The 16,074-nt window shown below is 72.9% G+C and carries 15 protein-coding genes; 4 read left to right on the forward strand and 11 right to left on the reverse strand.

What is annotated here, in order from left to right; all coding sequences use genetic code 11:
• The first annotated feature begins 111 nt into the window (after positions 1-111).
• Positions 112-1,371 carry a D-alanyl-D-alanine carboxypeptidase family protein gene (locus ACGFQ9_RS17215; protein WP_393574618.1) on the forward strand — a complete coding sequence of 420 codons (1,260 nt, stop codon included), beginning with the start codon at positions 112-114 and terminating at the stop codon, positions 1,369-1,371.
• Here the strand turns inward: ACGFQ9_RS17215 and ACGFQ9_RS17220 are convergent.
• The 4 genes from ACGFQ9_RS17220 to glyA all read right to left on the reverse strand — a co-directional run bounded on the left by ACGFQ9_RS17220 (position 1,322) and on the right by glyA (position 5,705).
• Positions 1,322-2,284, reverse strand: coding sequence for a YihY/virulence factor BrkB family protein (locus tag ACGFQ9_RS17220; protein ID WP_393574619.1), 963 nt, complete (start codon positions 2,282-2,284; stop codon positions 1,322-1,324). The genes ACGFQ9_RS17215 and ACGFQ9_RS17220 overlap by 50 nt on opposite strands.
• A 163-nt stretch (positions 2,285-2,447) precedes the next feature.
• Positions 2,448-3,035 carry a 2'-5' RNA ligase family protein gene (locus ACGFQ9_RS17225; RefSeq protein WP_393574620.1) on the reverse strand — a complete coding sequence of 196 codons (588 nt, stop codon included), beginning with the start codon at positions 3,033-3,035 and terminating at the stop codon, positions 2,448-2,450.
• Positions 3,036-3,275: 240 nt separating this feature from the next.
• The gene (trpS, locus tag ACGFQ9_RS17230; RefSeq protein WP_393574621.1) at positions 3,276-4,289 is read right to left on the reverse strand and encodes a tryptophan--tRNA ligase; all 1,014 of its coding nucleotides are present in this window, start codon (positions 4,287-4,289) and stop codon (positions 3,276-3,278) included.
• 102 nt (positions 4,290-4,391) lie between these two features.
• Positions 4,392-5,705 carry a serine hydroxymethyltransferase gene (gene glyA / locus ACGFQ9_RS17235; RefSeq protein ID WP_393574622.1) on the reverse strand — a complete coding sequence of 438 codons (1,314 nt, stop codon included), beginning with the start codon at positions 5,703-5,705 and terminating at the stop codon, positions 4,392-4,394.
• A 246-nt stretch (positions 5,706-5,951) separates the two neighbouring features.
• Here glyA and rocD point away from each other — a divergent pair, with 246 nt between their 5' ends.
• Positions 5,952-7,157 (forward strand): ornithine--oxo-acid transaminase, encoded by a 1,206-nt coding sequence (rocD, locus tag ACGFQ9_RS17240; protein WP_393574623.1) that lies wholly within the window; start codon positions 5,952-5,954, stop codon positions 7,155-7,157.
• A 98-nt stretch (positions 7,158-7,255) separates the two neighbouring features.
• Here rocD and ACGFQ9_RS17245 read toward each other — a convergent pair whose 3' ends face one another.
• Complete coding sequence (locus ACGFQ9_RS17245) at positions 7,256-8,452, reverse strand: glutathionylspermidine synthase family protein (RefSeq protein ID WP_393574624.1); 1,197 nt, start codon at positions 8,450-8,452, stop codon at positions 7,256-7,258.
• Between the two features lie 52 nt (positions 8,453-8,504).
• The gene (locus ACGFQ9_RS17250) at positions 8,505-8,864 is read right to left on the reverse strand and encodes a hypothetical protein (RefSeq protein ID WP_393574625.1); all 360 of its coding nucleotides are present in this window, start codon (positions 8,862-8,864) and stop codon (positions 8,505-8,507) included.
• Between the two features lie 126 nt (positions 8,865-8,990).
• Between ACGFQ9_RS17250 and ACGFQ9_RS17255 the strand changes: the two genes are divergently transcribed.
• Complete coding sequence (locus ACGFQ9_RS17255) at positions 8,991-9,866, forward strand: hypothetical protein (RefSeq protein ID WP_393574774.1); 876 nt, start codon at positions 8,991-8,993, stop codon at positions 9,864-9,866.
• A gap of 60 nt (positions 9,867-9,926) precedes the next feature.
• Here the strand turns inward: ACGFQ9_RS17255 and ACGFQ9_RS17260 are convergent, their stop codons facing one another.
• Positions 9,927-11,333: a PLP-dependent aminotransferase family protein gene (locus ACGFQ9_RS17260; RefSeq protein ID WP_393574626.1), complete on the reverse strand. Its 1,407-nt coding sequence runs from the start codon at positions 11,331-11,333 to the stop codon at positions 9,927-9,929.
• 46 nt (positions 11,334-11,379) lie between these two features.
• Between ACGFQ9_RS17260 and ACGFQ9_RS17265 the strand changes: the two genes are divergently transcribed.
• Positions 11,380-11,892, forward strand: a complete 513-nt coding sequence (locus ACGFQ9_RS17265) for a carboxymuconolactone decarboxylase family protein (protein ID WP_393574627.1) — start codon at positions 11,380-11,382, stop codon at positions 11,890-11,892.
• A 35-nt stretch (positions 11,893-11,927) separates the two neighbouring features.
• Here the strand turns inward: ACGFQ9_RS17265 and ACGFQ9_RS17270 are convergent, their stop codons facing one another.
• The 4 genes from ACGFQ9_RS17270 to ACGFQ9_RS17285 all read right to left on the reverse strand — a co-directional run bounded on the left by ACGFQ9_RS17270 (position 11,928) and on the right by ACGFQ9_RS17285 (position 15,835).
• Positions 11,928-13,214 (reverse strand): hypothetical protein, encoded by a 1,287-nt coding sequence (locus tag ACGFQ9_RS17270; protein WP_393574628.1) that lies wholly within the window; start codon positions 13,212-13,214, stop codon positions 11,928-11,930.
• 110 nt (positions 13,215-13,324) lie between these two features.
• Entirely contained in the window at positions 13,325-14,314 is a 990-nt protein-coding gene (locus ACGFQ9_RS17275; protein WP_393574629.1) for a malate dehydrogenase, read from the reverse strand.
• Between the two features lie 221 nt (positions 14,315-14,535).
• Positions 14,536-14,985: a DUF3017 domain-containing protein gene (locus ACGFQ9_RS17280; RefSeq protein ID WP_393574630.1), complete on the reverse strand. Its 450-nt coding sequence runs from the start codon at positions 14,983-14,985 to the stop codon at positions 14,536-14,538.
• The gene (locus ACGFQ9_RS17285; RefSeq protein ID WP_393574631.1) at positions 14,975-15,835 is read right to left on the reverse strand and encodes a bifunctional methylenetetrahydrofolate dehydrogenase/methenyltetrahydrofolate cyclohydrolase; all 861 of its coding nucleotides are present in this window, start codon (positions 15,833-15,835) and stop codon (positions 14,975-14,977) included. Before ACGFQ9_RS17285 ends, ACGFQ9_RS17280 begins: the two co-directional genes overlap by 11 nt.
• Positions 15,836-16,074 lie beyond the last annotated feature (239 nt).

The raw sequence follows: 16,074 nt of genomic DNA on the forward strand, positions 1-16,074 counted from the left end.
TCCGATCCGTCCCCGGGACGGACGCGCCGGGGTGGGCTGTCCCGGCAGTCCGTGCGGCAGGTTGGCCGAACGGATGTGGTGAAACGACAAAATGAAGGTACGTTCACGATCGTGTCTGCCTCGAAGGTGCTGAAGACCACGGCGGTGGTGGTGGCGAGCGCACTGGCTCTGCCCGCGATGTTCACCGCGCCCGCGTACGCCGACGACCCGAAGCCGGGCGGCAAGCCCCCCTCCCAGGCGCCCGCGAAAGCCCCCGCGAAGCCGGTGGCCGTGCCGCCCCCGCAGATGTCCACCGTCGGCGGTGCCCGGCTGGGCCAGCCCGGCACCCAGGTGAACCTGCTGCCGGGCGCCCCGCAGCTCCCGGCCGACCTCAGCGGCCGGTCCTGGATCGTCGCCGACGCAGAGTCGGGCGAGGTCCTGGCCGCCAACAACGCGCACTGGCGGCTGCCTCCGGCCTCCACGCTGAAGATGCTCTTCGCGGACACCGTGCTGCCCACGCTCCCCAAGGACAAGGTCCACAAGGTCGCGCCGCAGGAGCTGGAGGACGTGGGCCCGGGCAGCAGCGTGGTCGGTCTGAAGGAGGAACTCGACTACTCGGTCCACGACCTGTGGCTCGGGGTGTTCCTGTCCTCGGGGAACGACGCGGTGCACGTGCTGTCGGCCATGAACGGCGGCATCGACAAGACGGTCAAGGACATGCAGGCGCACGCCGAGGAGCTCCAGGCGCTGGACACGCACGTGGTGTCCCCGGACGGGTACGACTCCCCCGGTCAGGTCTCCAGCGCGTACGACCTCACCCTGATCGCCCGTTCCGGCATGCAGAAGAAGGACTTCCGGGAGTACGCGGGCACCGCCTCGGCGGAGTTCCCCGGCAAGCAGGAGCCGGGCAAGCCGCGCGAGACCTTCCAGATCCAGAACACCAACCGCCTGCTGGCGGGCTCGCACGGCCTGTCCCAGTACCCGGGCATCGCAGGCGTGAAGAACGGCACCACCACCATGGCCGGCTCCACGTTCACCGGCATCGCGCAGCGCGGCAACAGGAAGCTGCTGGTCACGGTGATGAACCCGGCAGCCGGTGGCGGCAACGTCGTCTACGAGGAGACCAAGGCCCTGTTCGACTGGGGCTTCGCGGCCGCCGGGAAGGTCAGGCCGGTGGGTGAGCTGGTGCCGCCCAAGAGCGCCGACACCCGGCCGCTCGGCTCGCCCGCCCAGTCCCACGAGAACACCCCGGCGGCCGCCGGAGAGGAGTCCGGCGGGCTCGCCACGGCGCTGGCCGTCGCCGGCGGCGTGCTGGTGGCGCTGGCCGGCGGGGTGTTCCTGGTCAACCGGCGCTGGCCCCGCTCGCAGCGGGGCCGTCGCCCCCAGGAGTGAATTCCCCCGGGGAATTCCCGGCGGGGTCCCCTTCGGGGTCCGCGGGATCCTCCACGGGCGCCTCCGGGCCGTCGGTGGCGGTCCAGGCAGCGCAGAACAGCAGCAGCTTGGCGGTGAAGTTGATCCACAGCAGCAGGGCGATCGGCACGCCGAAAGCGCCGTACATGCTCTTCGCGGCGACCTCCCGCATATAGCCGCTGAGGAGCAGCTTCAGCAGTTCGAAGCCGACCGCGCCGAGCAGCGCCGCCTGCACCAGCAGGCGGCGCTCCGGCCGGACCCCGGGCAGCAGCGTCAGCAGGTAGAGCAGCAGCAGGAAGGCGGCGACCACGCCGACCCCGAAGGCGCCGGTGCGCAGCACGACTCCGCCGGCGCCCCGCTCGGGGAGGCCCAGCCATTCCCCGAACCGGCCGACCGCGGTCGAGCCGAGGATGGAGGCGAGGGCCGAGACCAGGGCCGCCCCGCCGAGGCCGAAGAGGATCAGGGCGTCCTTGCCCTTGCGGACGACCGGGTTGCCCTCGTCCTCGTCGTCCTTCTCCCAGACGGCGCGCAGGCAGTCGCGCATGGAGCCGATCCAGCTGATACCGGTGAACAGCAGGATCGCGCCCGCGACCAGACCGACGGTGGCGGCGTTGTCGACCAGGCCGGTGATGTTCAGCTGCTCGGAGATCCCCGGCACCTGCTCGGCGAGGCTGTCCTCCAGTTTCTTCAGCTGCTCCTCGCTGAGCGTGGCCGCGCCGATGGCCGCGCCGACGGTGAGCAGCGGGAAGAGCGCCAGGAAGCTGATGAAGGTGATGGCCGCGGCGAGTCTGGTCCAGTGGACCCGGTCGAGGCGTTCGTAGGAGCGCCAGAGGCGGGTCCGCATGAAGCGGACCACCAGGGGGCCGATCACGGGCAGGTTCTTCAGCCAGTCCATGCGCTCACCGTAATTGAGCGCATGCAAATAGTCAGGATTGCGGCTTTCGGGCGCTACGGTCGTCCACTGTGACTTTTCGCCCGATGCGCTCGCTGCGCCCGTTGCATGTTCTGGTTCTGCGCAGGCTCAGGTACCTGGCCGTCCGGGCCGTCTGCGTACGGCCTCAGGAGCGGCGTACGGTCGGCTCGTCGACGGGTGAGCCCAGCTGTGCCGGGACGCCGGTCGGGCCGGTGCCGAAGGGGTACTCGCGCAGTTTGCGCCAGACCCCGTCCGAACCCTGCTCGTAGAGCGCGAAGCCGTCGCAGACCCAGTCGGCCGCGTAGTCCGCGAGCTCGGCGAAGGCGAGGTCCATCGCCTCCTCGGAGATCCCGTGGGCGACGGTGACGTGCGGGTGGTACGGGAAGGCCAGCTCGCGGCTGACCGGCCCGTCGGGGTCGCGGAGCAGGCTCTGCAGCCGGGTGCAGCCGACCGCCCCTTCGGCGACCTTGACGAAGACCACCGGGGAGAGCGGGCGGAAGGTGCCGGTGCCGGCCAGCCGCATCGGGAACGGGCGCAGGGAGGCCGCGACCTCCGCGAGGTGGGCGCCGATCTCCGGGAGCCGCTCCGCGTCCACCTCGGTGGGCGGGACGAGGGTGACGTGCGTGGGGATGCCGTACGCGGCGGCGTCCCCGAAGCCGGCGCGCAGCTGCTGGAGCTGGCTGCCGTGCGGCTCCGGGACCGCGATCGAAACGCCGAGCGTAACGGTCCCCACGTATGTCTCCTCGCGTCTGGTCTGTGACCGGGCGGCCGGATGGCCTGGTGTGCCTGGTGTGCCGGGTGTGTCTGTGTCCGTGCCGGGTGTGTCCGTGCCGGGTGTGCACGTGCCGGTGCCGCGCCGGGGAGGCCGGCCGTGCTCCGGGTGTGCTGGCCCCAGTGTGCGGCCAGCACCCCCCTCACGGCCAGGGCCGCCGGCCGCGGAGTGCTCGATCAAGCCCCCGGCCGGGGGCTTGGATCAGTGCCGCGCCGGGAGGAACCCGATGCGGTCGTAGGCGCGGGCGAGGGTCTCGGCGGCCACCGTACGGGCCTTCTCCGCGCCCCTGGCCAGCACCGCGTCCAGCTCGGCCGGGTCGTCCAGGTACTCCTGGGTCCGCTGCTTGAAGGGTGTGACGAAATCGACCATCACTGCGGCCAGGTCGGTCTTCAGCGCGCCGTAGCCCTTGCCCTCGTACTTCTCCTCCAGGACCGGGACGGTGGTGCCGGTGAGGGTGGAGTAGATGGTCAGCAGGTTGCTGACGCCGGGCTTGTTCTCGGTGTCGAAGCGGATCTCGGTGCCGGTGTCGGTGACCGCGCTCTTGATCTTCTTCTCGGTGACCTTGGGCTCGTCGAGCAGGTTGACCAGGCCCTTGGGGCTGGACGCCGACTTCGACATCTTGATCGCCGGGTCCTGTAGGTCGTAGATCTTCGCGACCTCCTTGACGATGTGCGCCTGCGGGAGGGTGAAGGTCTGGCCGAAGCGCTGGTTGAAGCGCTCGGCGAGGTCGCGGGTCAGCTCGATGTGCTGGCGCTGGTCCTCGCCGACCGGGACGGAGTCCGCCTGGTAGAGGAGGATGTCGGCGACCTGCAGGATCGGGTACGTGAACAGGCCGACGGTGGCGTTGTTCACGCCGCCCTTGGCGGACTTGTCCTTGAACTGGGTCATCCGGCTGGCCTCGCCGAATCCCGTGATGCAGTTCATGACCCAGCCGAGCTGCGCGTGCTCGGGGACGTGGCTCTGGACGAAGAGCGTGCAGCGCTCCGGGTCGAGCCCGGCCGCGAGCAGCTGCGCGGCGGAAAGCCGGGTGTTCGCGCGGAGGTCCTTCGGATCCTGCGGCATGGTGATGGCGTGCAGGTCCACCACCATGTAGAAGGCGTCGTGGGTCTCCTGCAGGGCGACGTACTGGCGGATGGCGCCGAGGTAGTTCCCGAGGTGGAACGAGCCCGAGGTGGGCTGGATACCGGAGAGCGCGCGAGGACGGTCAGAGGCCATGGGCCCATTCTCGCAGGTGCGGTGGCGGCTTCGGGCCGCCATCGGCCGGAACCGGCGGCTCCGCCTCGCGCGCCTCTCCTGTACTGCCGGGTACGGGCGGGGCTACGCCACCGGGAGGCCCGGGGCCGGGTGGGCCGCGAGGAGGGTGGCGACCTCGGAGCGGATCGCGGCCAGGGCCGGCTCGTCGCCGGAGGCCGCCGCGGCGACCGCGCGGGAGATCCAGTCGGCCACGGCCGGCATGTGCTCGGCGGTCAGGCCGCGGGAGGTCAGCGACGGGGTGCCGATGCGGATGCCGGACGGGTCGAACGGCTTGCGCGGGTCGAACGGCACCGTGTTGTAGTTGACCACGATCCCCGCCCGGTCCAGCGCCTGCGCCGCCGGCTTGCCCGCGACCCCCTGACGGGTGAGGTCGATCAGGATCAGGTGGTTGTCGGTGCCGCCGGAGACCAGGTCGAAGCCCCGCTCCAGCAGGGCCTCCGCCAGCGCCCCGGCGTTGGCCACGACCTGGTGCGCGTACGCCGTGAACGACGGCTGCGCCGCCTCCTGGAGGGCCACCGCGATGCCCGCCGTGGTCTGGTTGTGCGGGCCGCCCTGGAGGCCGGGGAAGACCGCCTTGTCGATCGCCTTGGCGTGCTCGGCCCGGCACATCAGCATCGCGCCGCGCGGCCCGCGCAGGGTCTTGTGCGTGGTGGTGGAGATGACGTCGGCGTACGGCGCCGGCGAGGGGTGGGCGCCGCCCGCGATCAGGCCGGCGATGTGCGCGACATCGGCGACCAGGACCGCGCCGGTCTCCTTGGCGATCGAGGCGAAGGACTCGAAGTCGATCGTGCGCGGGAGGGCTGTGCCGCCACAGAAGATGATCTTCGGGCGCTCGGCGAGGGCGAGGTCCCGCACCGCGTCGTAGTCGATCCGTCCGGTGTCGGCGCGTACGCCGTACTGCACCCCGCGGAACCAGGAGCCGGTCGCCGAGACGCCCCACCCGTGCGTGAGGTGGCCGCCCATCGGCAGGGCCATGCCCATCACCGTGTCGCCGGGCTTCGCGAAGGCCAGGTAGACGGCCAGGTTGGCGGGCGAGCCGGAGTAGGGCTGCACATTGGCGTGGTCCACGCCGAACAGGCCCTTGGCCCGCTCGATCGCGAGGGCCTCGATCCGGTCGATGTTCTGCTGGCCCTCGTAGTACCGGCGGCCCGGATAGCCCTCGCTGTACTTGTTCTGCAGGACGGTGCCGGAGGCCTCCAGCACGGCGGCGGACACGTAGTTCTCGCTGGGGATCAGCCGGAGGGTGTCCGCCTGCAGCCGCTCCTCGGCGGCGACCAGCGCGGCGAGTTCGGGATCGGCGGACAGCAGGGCGGGATGCCGGGAGGGAAGGTCGGCGGGATGCGTGGCGGGCTGCGGAACGGACTGGCGCGCGGTCATGGCGGCTCCTCCGGGGTCGATGTCGGTTCGTACCCCGCGAGGCCCAGGCGGGCGGCCCTGACTGCGGACAGGCGCGCGCGGCTTCCCCGGAGTTGGTTCTCCGTGCGCCAGTCGCCGCGCGTGCCCCCACCATAACCGGCCACGACACCGGCATGCTTTCGCTGATCCGGGCGAGCGGCGAGGATAGAACAGACGCCACACGCTGTCACAGCCCTACCGGGCGCAGGACGGACGAACGGAGACCCCGTGTCGACTACCTCTGATGCCATCCGCTCCGCCGACGCACACAGCGCGCACAACTACCATCCCCTTCCCGTCGTCATCGCCTCCGCGGAGGGCGCCTGGATGACGGACGTCGAGGGCAAGCGCTACCTCGACATGCTGGCCGGCTACTCGGCGCTCAATTTCGGCCACGGCAACCGCCGCCTCATCGACGCCGCCAGAGCACAGCTGGAGCGGGTCACCCTGACCTCCCGCGCCTTCCACCACGACCGGTTCGCCGCGTTCTGCACGGAGCTGGCCGAGCTGTGCGGCAAGGAGATGGTGCTGCCCATGAACACGGGCGCGGAGGCGGTCGAAACGGCCGTCAAGACCGCCCGCAAGTGGGGCTACGAGGTCAAGGGCGTGCCGGACGGGCAGGCCAAGATCGTGGTGGCCGCGAACAACTTCCACGGCCGGACGACGACCATCGTGTCCTTCTCCACCGACCACGAGGCCCGCGACCACTACGGCCCCTACACCCCCGGCTTCGAGATCGTGCCGTACGGCGACCTCACGGCGCTGGCCGACGCGGTCACGGCCAACACCGTCGCGGTGCTGCTGGAGCCCATTCAGGGCGAGGCGGGCGTGCTGGTGCCGCCGGAGGGATACCTGCGCGGCGTACGGGAGTTGACCCGGCAGCGGAACGTGCTGTTCATGGCCGACGAGATCCAGTCGGGCCTCGGCCGGACCGGCCGCACGTTCGCCTGCGACCACGAGGACGTGGTCCCGGACGTCTACGTCCTGGGCAAGGCGCTGGGCGGCGGCGTGGTCCCGGTGTCGGCGGTGGTCGCCGACCGGGACGTGCTGGGGGTGTTCCGGCCCGGCGAGCACGGCTCCACCTTCGGCGGGAATCCCCTGGCGTGCGCGGTGGCCCTGGAGGTCGTCGCGATCCTGCGCAGCGGCGAGTACCAGCAGCGGGCCGCCGAGCTCGGCGACCACCTGCACCAGGAGCTGGGACTGCTGGTGGGCGGCGGCGCGGTGACCGCCGTACGCGGGCGGGGCCTGTGGGCGGGCGTGGACATCGCACCCGGGCACGGCTCCGGGCGGGAGGTGTCCGAGCGGCTGATGGAGCGCGGGGTGCTGGTGAAGGACACCCACGGGGCGACGATCCGCATCGCACCGCCGCTGGTGATCAGCAAGGAGGACCTGGACTGGGGGCTGGACCAGCTGCGGGCGGTCCTGTCCGAGTAGCGTCCCGGCCGGCCGGGACCGGGGCCCGGGTCCGCGACCTCCCTAGAGGGTGTCTCGCCGATCACGCCGGGCTCGCGGCCTGATCGACAAGACACCCCCTAGAGGATCACGTGGGGCAGGAAGCGGGCGTACTCGTCCGTGATCAGTCCCGCGGACTCGCGGATGCCGAGCCCCGCCGCCTCGTCCTCGACGACCCATGCGCCGAGCACCACCCGGTTGCCGTCGAAGTCGGGCAGCGGGGCGAGGGCCTGGAAGCACACCGGCTCCTCCGGCCGCGCCGGCCCGAACGGCGCGCCGCCGGGCGGGTGCACGGTGACCCCGGCGCCCTCCCGGCCCAGCAGCGGCTTGGCCACGTATCCGGGGCCGTCCTCCCCGGCGAGCTCGCGCGGCCCGTCGAGGTAGGCGGGCAGCAGGTTGGGGTGCTCCGGGAAGAGCTCCCAGAGGACCGCCAGCAGCGCCTTGTTGGAGAGCAGCATCTTCCAGACGGGTTCGATCCAGCAGGTGCTGCCGGTGCCGCCGCCGGTGTCCAGGGTGCCGAGGACCTGCGGGCCGAACTCGTCGGCGGCCAGCCACTCCCACGGGTAGAGCTTGAAGCAGCTGCGGATGAACTTCAGCTTCTCGTCGACGAACCGGCCGGACAGCCGGTCCCAGCCGATCTTCTCGACGGACAGCGCGACGGTCTCCAGGCCGGCCTGCTCGGCGGTCTCCTGCAGGTAGGCGACCGTCATCAGGTCCTCGCCGAGCTCGTCGGCCTCGGAGTGCGCGAAGTGCACCGGCCCGGGCGGGAGCAGTTCGGCCTGCCGCCGCCAGGCGTCGACCAGGCGCTCGTGCAGGGAGTTCCACTGGTCGGCGCCGGGGAAGCGCTCCTCCATCCAGAACCACTGCGGGCTGGCCGCCTCCACCAGCGAGGTGGGGGTGTCGGCGTTGTACTCCAGCATCTTGGCCGGGCCCGTGCCGTCGTAGCGCAGGTCGAACCGGCCGTAGAGGGAGGGCTGTTCGGCGCGGCGCCGCCAGGACTCGGCGATCAGCTCCCGCAGCACCGGGTCGGTGATCCCCAGGTCCGCGTAGCGCTCCTGCTCCACGATGTGCGCGGCCGCGGCCAGGCACATGGCGTGCAGCTCCTCGACCACGTCCTCCAGCGCCTCCACCTCGGGGAGGCTGAAGGAGTAGTACGCGCTCTCGTCCCAGTAGGGCCGCAGGGAGTCGTCGGGGTAGCGGGTGAGCGGGTAGATGAGCCCCTGCTCCTCGACGGTCTTCTGCCAGTCGGGGCGGGGCTCGATGGTGTGCCGCTTCACATCCGGTCCTTCGTCGTTCTGGGTGCTGCCCTGCGGGTGCGCCTGGTGGGGTTCAGCCGCCGCTGGAGCTGGAGCCGCCGCCGATGCCGCCGCGCTTGACGGCGCTCTTGTCGAAGCTGCCGCCGGTGACCTTGTTGCCCGAGGGGACGTAGCCGCCGTAGTAGTACGCGCCGCGGCCGCCCTTCTTGCACTCCTCCATGTTGAGCTGGTCGAGCGTGACGCGGTCGGCGCAGCGGCGGTCCGGCTCCTTGTCGCTGCCGCAGGCGACCAGGGTCGCCGCGAGCAGGCCCATGCCGCCGAGGGCGACCCCGCCGGACCGCATGCGGCGCCGGGTGGCGGCACCGATGGTGCCGGTCCGGCCGGGCGTGCCGGGCGTACCGGTCGCGCCGGGCTCGATGCTGCTGCTGTCCATGTCTGATGCTCCCCCTGCCGGTGGCGTGCTGCGGACAGACTAGGGGTGGCCGCGCGAGGGATGGAATCCGGCCGCCGGAGAGACCCCGGGTAGGCACTGCACTACATTCTGTTTGTGCTGATTGGGATGATTTGCGCGCTGGGTGCGGCGGTCTGCTTCGGTACGGCCTCGGTGCTGCAGGCGGTGGCCGCGCGCGCCGCGGCGGCAACCGACGCGACGGACGGGGCGGGTGGGGCGGGTGAGGCGGGTGGGGCCGGAGCGGGGGTGGACGCGGCCCTGTTCCTCCGGGCGGTACGGCAGTGGCGCTATCTGCTCGGTCTGGCGCTCGACGGGGCCGGTTTCGTTCTCCAGATCATCGCGCTCCGGCACATCCCGATCTACGCGGTGAGCGCCGCGCTGGCGGCGAGCCTCGCGGTCACGGCGGTGGTGGCGGCCCGGCTGCTGAGGGTCCGGCTGAGCCGGGCCGAGTGGGCGGCGGTCGGGACCGTCTGCGCCGGACTGGCGATGCTCGGGCTCGCCTCGGGCGCGGAGGGCACGGAGGAGGGCTCCACGGCCCTGCGCTTCGCCATGCTCGGCGCGGCGGTGGGCATCCTGCTGCTGGGCGCGGTGCTGGGGCCGCGGCTGCCGGAGGGGCCGCGGGCGCTGGTGCTGGGACTGGCCGCGGGCACGGGCTTCGGGGTGGTGGAGGTCTCGGTCCGGCTGATCGACGACCCGGCACCGGCGGCGCTCCTGACGAACCCGGCGTTCTACGCCCTCCTGGTCGGCGGCGGGGCGGCCTTCCTCCTGCTCACCTCGGCGCTGGCGCGCGGCTCGGTGACGGTCGCGACGGCCGGCATGGTCCTGGGCGAGACGGTGGGCCCGGCCCTGGTGGGCGTCCTGTGGCTGGGCGACCGCACGCGGCCGGGGCTGGCCTGGCTGGCCCTCCTCGGCTTCGCCGTCGCCGTGGCCGGCGCACTGGCCCTCTCCCGCTTCGGCGAACCGCCCCCGGCGGCGCAGCCCTGACCGACCCCGCGGAAGGTGTGGGCGGGCGCTCGGCCGAGGTGTGGGCAGGCATTCCGCAGGCTAGGGCAACGATGCGCAGAGGGCCGCCAGGGTCGGGGCCCAGGCGCTGTCCGAGGGGGTGCCGTAGCCGACGACGAGCGCGTCGCGCGGCGGCAGCTCCGCGTCCGGGTGCCCGAAGGCACCCAGCGCGCCCACCGCCAGGTCGTGCCGCGCGGCCGACTGGAGGACCACCCGCTCCGTCCCCGGGGGCAGGTCCAGCACCGCGTGCAGCCCCGCCGCGATCCCCGACACCCCCACCCGCCCGCCGAGTGCGGCGACGAGCTGGTCCCGGCGCCGCCGGTACCGCAGCCGCATGGCCCGCACGTGGCGGTCGTAGGCCCCGGAGGTGATGAACTGCGCCAGCGTCAGCTGGTCCGGCGCGCTGCACGTCCAGTCGGCCTGCCCGCGGACCGCGAGCACCTCGTCCAGCAGCCCCGGCGGCACCACCATCCAGCCCATCCGCAGCCCCGGTGCCAGGGACTTGCTCGCCGTCCCCAGGTACACCACCCGGTCCGGGTCCAGGCCCTGCAGCGCACCCACCGGCTGCCGGTCGTAGCGGAACTCCCCGTCGTAGTCGTCCTCCAGGACCAGCCCGCCGGAGGACCTCGCCCAGTCCACCGCCGCCGCCCGCCGGTCCGGGGTCAGCGCCACCCCGGTCGGGAACTGGTGGGCCGGCGTCATCAGCACCGCGCCCACCGGCAGCCCGGCCAGCCCGGGGGTGTCCGCCCCCGCCGCGTCCACGGGCAGCGGGCGGGTCCGCAGCCCCTCCGCCGTGAGCAGGTCCCGGTGGATGTCCAGGCTGTACGACTCCACCGCCACCTCCCGCACCCGCCGGGCCCGCAGCACCTTCGCCATCAGCATCAGCGCGTGCACGAAGCCGGCGCACAGCACGATCCGCTCCGGGTCCGCGTACACCCCGCGGGCCCGCGCCAGATAGCCGGCCAGGGCCTCCCGCAGCTCCACCCGGCCGCGCGGGTCCCCGTACCCGAACGCCTCGTTCGGGGCCTCCGACAGGGCCTTGCGTGCGGCGCTCAGCCAGGCCGCGCGCGGGAACCCGCCCAGGTCCGGGGAGCCCGGCAGCAGGCTGTACGCGGCTCCGCCCTGCCGGACCGGACGGCGGACCGGGGCGGCCGCGGACCGGCGCGGCGCGGCGCGCGGCGCGACCCGGGTGCCCGAGCCCTGGCGGGCGGTCAGCCAGCCCTCGGCGACCAGTTCGGCGTACGCCTCGGCGACCGTGTTCCGCGCGATGCCGAGGTCGGCGCTGAGCGTCCGCGAGGACGGCAGCCGGGTGCCCGGCTCGAGCCTCCCGCTGCGCGCGGCCTCGCGCAGCGCGTCCGCGAGACCGGCCTTCAGGCCGCGTCCGGAGGTCAGGTCCAGGTGCAGATCGGCACCGAAGCCGGCCGCCGGATTGGCCCAGGATTCCGTCATGGATATGGACCATACAGGCGGGCCGCCCTGCTCGTACGGTGGACGCATGACGATCACCAACGAGCAGACGCAGCAGCAGTCCTACGCCCACGAAGAGCCCGCCCGGATGCAGTGGCACGCCCTCGCCCCCGAGGTGTACAAGGCCATGGTCGGCCTGGAGATCGCCGCCAAGAAGGACCTCGACCCCGTCATCGTCGAGCTGGTCAAGACCCGCGCCTCCCAGATCAACCAGTGCGCCTTCTGCCTTGACATGCACACCAAGGACGCCCTCGCCGCCGGCGAGACCGCGGAGCGTCTGGTGCAGCTCAGCGCCTGGCGCGAGTCCCGGCACTTCTACACCGAGAAGGAGCTGGCCGCGCTGGAGCTGACCGAGGCGATCACCGTCCTGACCGACGGCTTCGTCCCGGACGAGGTGTACGCGCGGGCGGCGGAGCAGTTCGAGGAGACGGAGCTGGCCCGGCTGATCGCCGTGATCACGACGATCAACGCGTGGAACCGCTTCGGCGTCGCCACGCGCGCGGTGCCGGGCCACTACAAGCCGGGCATGTACAAGCACTGACCCGGCCTCGCACGGCCCCGCACCGACCGGCCCGGTCAGCCGCCGGGGCGGAACGCGGCCAGCGCCGCCGCCAGGTCCTCCTGGGTACGGTTCCAGTCCCCGGCGGGGCCGGCCGCCAGTACCGCCCACTTGCCGCCGCCGGCGAACAGGACCCGTTCGACTCCGCGCCGGAGGCCCCTGGACTCCGCGCTGTCGTACTCGTAGACGAGTTCGGCCGCTCCGGAGCCGTCGGGGACGGTCCCGATCCGGATCTCGGTGTAGCCCCGGGTCGCCGTGCGCAGGCCCTCGGAGGCGGCCCTGACGGCGTCGAGCGGGGTGAGCTCCGGCTCGGTGACCTCGAAGACCTGGAGCAGCGCGGTCCGGTCGGGCGAACGGTAGAACACGCCGTTGCTCGTCTCCTCGCGGTTCCAGCCCTCGGGAACGGCGAGGGTGAACCCCTTGGGGTCCTGGACGGTACGGCGCGGGGACGACGGGGCGGAGGGGACGGAGGGAACGGACGGCGCCGACGGGGCCGAGGGGGCCGCGGACGGGAAACCGGAGGCACCCGCCGAAGGCGATCCCGTCCCGGACGCACCCCCGGACGGCACCTCCGACGGCGCACCCGACGGGTTCCCCGAGGGGGGCTCCGGCGCCCGTGAGGACGGGTCCGGGGACGGCGAGGCAGGGGCCGAAGGGCTGCCGGACGGCGTCACCGGTCCGTGCAGTTCCGGCTTCCGCGCGGGCTCGTCCCGCTGTACGAACCACACGGCGGCCGCGCCCAGCGCCACCGCCGCCACCGCGATCCCCGCCGCCACCGGGATCAGCCGGCCACGCGCACGGGGGTCGTGCGGCGCGAGCACCGACGGCGGCAGGGCGGGCGGAACGGCCGGGTACGCCGGCGGCAGTGGCGGCAGGGGAGGAACGGGCGGCAGCGCCGCCGGAGCCGCCCCGGCACCCGCCGGTCGCGGCAGCGGCCACACCGGGCCCGCGGCGGTCACCGCCTCCGGCCCGGCCGCACCGCCCGGCGGCGGACTGCAGGAGGGCGGACCGTAGGAGGGCGGGGTGTGAGCGGGCGGACCGTAGGAGGGCGGGGCCGGCACCGGACCGGGAGCCGGGTGCGGCGCGGGGGCCGGCACGGCCGTCACCGCGTCCGGCGCCGCCGGACCCGACCACCACGGGGCCTGGCCCGGGGCCGCGGCCCGGGCCGATGCCGTGCCCGGCACCGCGTCCGGCACGGCCGGGCCTACGGGCCACGGGCCGGGGTCCGGGGCTCCGGCGGCACCCGGGGCGGGTTCCTCCCGGTCGTCGCCGGAGGCCTGCGGAGGGATCGGGGTGTCGGTCACCGGCCGACCCTATTTTCGGCCTGCACGGATCGACAGGCGATTGCGCGCCAAAAAGCCCCGGCCTGGTTTGGCCGGGGCTTTTCGGGCGGAGCCGCGCGTGCGGCTCCGGATCAGATCAGGCCGAGCTCGCGGACCGCGTCGCGCTCCTCGGAGAGCTCCTGAACGGACGCGTCGATGCGCGCACGGGAGAACTCGTTGATGTCCAGGCCCTGGACGATCTCGTACTTGCCGTCCTTGCAGACGACCGGGAAGGAGGAGATCAGGCCCTCCGGGACGCCGTAGGAGCCGTCCGACGGGATGCCCATGGAGGTCCAGTCGCCCTCGGCGGTGCCGTTGACCCAGGTGTGGACGTGGTCGATGGCGGCGTTGGCGGCGGAGGCGGCCGAGGACGCGCCACGGGCCTCGATGATCGCGGCGCCGCGCTTGGCGACGGTCGGGATGAAGGTGTCGGCCAGCCACGCCTCGTCGTTCACGACCTCGGCGGCGTTCTTGCCGGCGATCTCCGCGTGGAAGATGTCCGGGTACTGGGTGGCGGAGTGGTTGCCCCAGATGGTCAGGCGCCTGATGTCGGAGACGGCGGCACCGGTCCTGGCGGCCAGCTGCGAGATCGCCCGGTTGTGGTCCAGGCGGGTCATCGCGGTGAAGCGCTCGGCCGGGACGTCCGGGGCGGCGGCCTGGGCGATCAGGGCGTTGGTGTTGGCCGGGTTGCCGACGACCAGGACCTTGATGTCGTCCGCGGCGTTGTCGTTGATGGCCTTGCCCTGCGGCTTGAAGATGCCGCCGTTGGCGGAGAGCAGGTCACCGCGCTCCATGCCCGCGGTACGGGGGCGGGCGCCGACCAGGAGGGCGACGTTGGCGCCGTCGAACGCCTTGTTGGCATCGTCGGTGATCTCGATGCCGCGCAGCAGCGGGAAGGCGCAGTCGTCGAGCTCCATGGCGGTGCCCTCGGCGGCCTTGAGGCCCTGGGGGATCTCGAGGAGGCGCAGGTTGACCGGCACGTCCGCGCCGAGCAGGTGGCCGGACGCGATGCGGAAGAGCAGCGCGTAGCCGATCTGGCCGGCGGCGCCGGTGACGGTGACATTCACGGGAGTGCGGGTCATGGCCTTCTCCGTTAGACAGCTGGCGGTGGGGCGTGTCCCTGCCCCATGTGCGCAGGCTATCGGACCGCGGGAGGGCCCGACCCCCGGGTCCCTGTGGTACGTGGCACAGGGTGCCGGGGGTTTGAAGGCACGGACGGCGTTCGACCTTGGTCAATGGGGCGGATCCGGCGGCCGGGCCGCCGCTGCCCGGCACCGGCCGGCACCGCCCGGCCTTCACCCTGTCAGCGGACGATGAACCGGACGCTGTCCTCCAGGAAGGGGAGCTCCAGCCTGGAGTTGGGCTCGATCATCAGCGCGAGCAGCGTGATCGCCGCGCCGAGCAGCCCGTAGGTCACCACGTCCGTGAAGCGGGACCGGACCGCGAGCATGCCCACCGACGGCAGCACCTGGCGCAGCACGGCGGCCGCGATCAGCACCACGCCGATGATCAGGCAGCCGATCCGGGGATGTCCGAACGCGGTGAACAGCAGGCCGGCCGCGGTGGCGGCGAGCACGGTGAGCATGGGCCACTGGCGGGCCGGGGCGGGCGCGTCGCCGGGCGCCGCACGGCCGCCGCCCTCGGGGCGGGCGGTGTCCTGGGTGACGGAGGGGAAGCGGCGGGACTTCCGCTCACCTTGATCGGCCATGGACCACTCTCCTTGATCGGCCGGCGCCGGCCGCTCAGTCCTCACTGGCCGACCGCTCCGCCGCCTCGACCACGTTCACCAGCAGCTGGGCACGGGTCATCGGGCCCACTCCGCCCGGGTTCGGGGAGATCCAGCCGGCCACCTGGTCCACGCCCGGGTGCACGTCTCCGACGATCTTCCCCTCCTCGTCGCGGCTGACGCCGACGTCGAGCACCGCCGCGCCCGGCTTCACGTCCTCCGGCTTGACCAGGTGCGGGACGCCGGCCGCGGCCACGATGATGTCCGCCTGCCGCAGCAGCCCGGACAGGTCGCGGGTGCCGGTGTGGCAGAGGGTGACGGTCGCGTTCTCCGACTTGCGGGTGAGCAGCAGCCCGATGGAGCGGCCCACGGTGATGCCGCGCCCGAGCACCACGACGTGCGCGCCGTTGATCTCCACCCCGTGGTGGCGCAGCAGCTGCACGATGCCGTACGGCGTGCAGGGCAGCGGGCCCGGCTCGTTGAGGACGAGGTGCCCGAGCGAGGTCGGGTGCAGGCCGTCGGCGTCCTTCTCCGGGTCCATCAGCCGCAGGACCCGGTTGGTGTCGATGCCCTTGGGGAGCGGCAGTTGCACGATGTAGCCGGTGCAGGCCGGGTCCTCGTTGAGCTCGCGGACGACCGCCTCGATCTCCTCCTGGGTGGCCGTCGCGGGCAGTTCGCGCCGGATGGACTCGATGCCGACCTCGGCGCAGTCCTTGTGCTTTCCGTTGACGTACCAGCGGCTGCCCGGGTCGTCGCCGACCAGCAGGGTGCCGAGGCCGGGGACCACGCCCCGGGCCCTGAGCACCTCGACGCGGGTGCTGAGTTCGGACTTGATCGCGGCTGCGGTGGCCTTGCCGTCGAGAATCTGGGCGGTCATGTCCCCATCCTTCCGGATGGACCCGCCCCGGTTCCAGTCGGCCGACCGGGGCGGTGCGGCGGAGGTCTGCCACAGTTGTCCCGAAGATGTGCGCAACTGATTGCACTTGCACAACAACTCGCTGTACAAGTGCCCGGCCGGCTGGACAAGCCAACGGGCGTGCCACCACGATGGCCGGGAAGATACCGCGGGGCAGCCGGGGGGCGGACCGCTCAGTCGCTGTTGATCCTCCGGGCGGG

The sequence above is a fragment of the Streptomyces sp. NPDC048603 genome, from assembly GCF_043199475.1.
Taxonomy (GTDB): Bacteria; Actinomycetota; Actinomycetes; order Streptomycetales; family Streptomycetaceae; genus Streptomyces.

Bases quoted from the DNA above. Each gene is read 5' to 3' on its own strand.
- ACGFQ9_RS17220 (WP_393574619.1), bottom strand. From the start codon at position 2,284: ATGGACTGGCTGAAGAACCTGCCCGTGATCGGCCCCCTGGTGGTCCGC.
- trpS (WP_393574621.1), bottom strand. From the start codon at position 4,289: ATGGCCTCTGACCGTCCTCGCGCGCTCTCCGGTATCCAGCCCACCTCG.
- glyA (WP_393574622.1), bottom strand. From the start codon at position 5,705: ATGACCGCGCGCCAGTCCGTTCCGCAGCCCGCCACGCATCCCGCCGAC.
- ACGFQ9_RS17250 (WP_393574625.1), bottom strand. From the start codon at position 8,864: ATGGACAGCAGCAGCATCGAGCCCGGCGCGACCGGTACGCCCGGCACG.
- ACGFQ9_RS17255 (WP_393574774.1), top strand. From the start codon at position 8,991: ATGATTTGCGCGCTGGGTGCGGCGGTCTGCTTCGGTACGGCCTCGGTG.
- ACGFQ9_RS17260 (WP_393574626.1), bottom strand. From the start codon at position 11,333: ATGACGGAATCCTGGGCCAATCCGGCGGCCGGCTTCGGTGCCGATCTG.
- ACGFQ9_RS17265 (WP_393574627.1), top strand. From the start codon at position 11,380: ATGACGATCACCAACGAGCAGACGCAGCAGCAGTCCTACGCCCACGAA.
- ACGFQ9_RS17275 (WP_393574629.1), bottom strand. From the start codon at position 14,314: ATGACCCGCACTCCCGTGAATGTCACCGTCACCGGCGCCGCCGGCCAG.
- ACGFQ9_RS17285 (WP_393574631.1), bottom strand. From the start codon at position 15,835: ATGACCGCCCAGATTCTCGACGGCAAGGCCACCGCAGCCGCGATCAAG.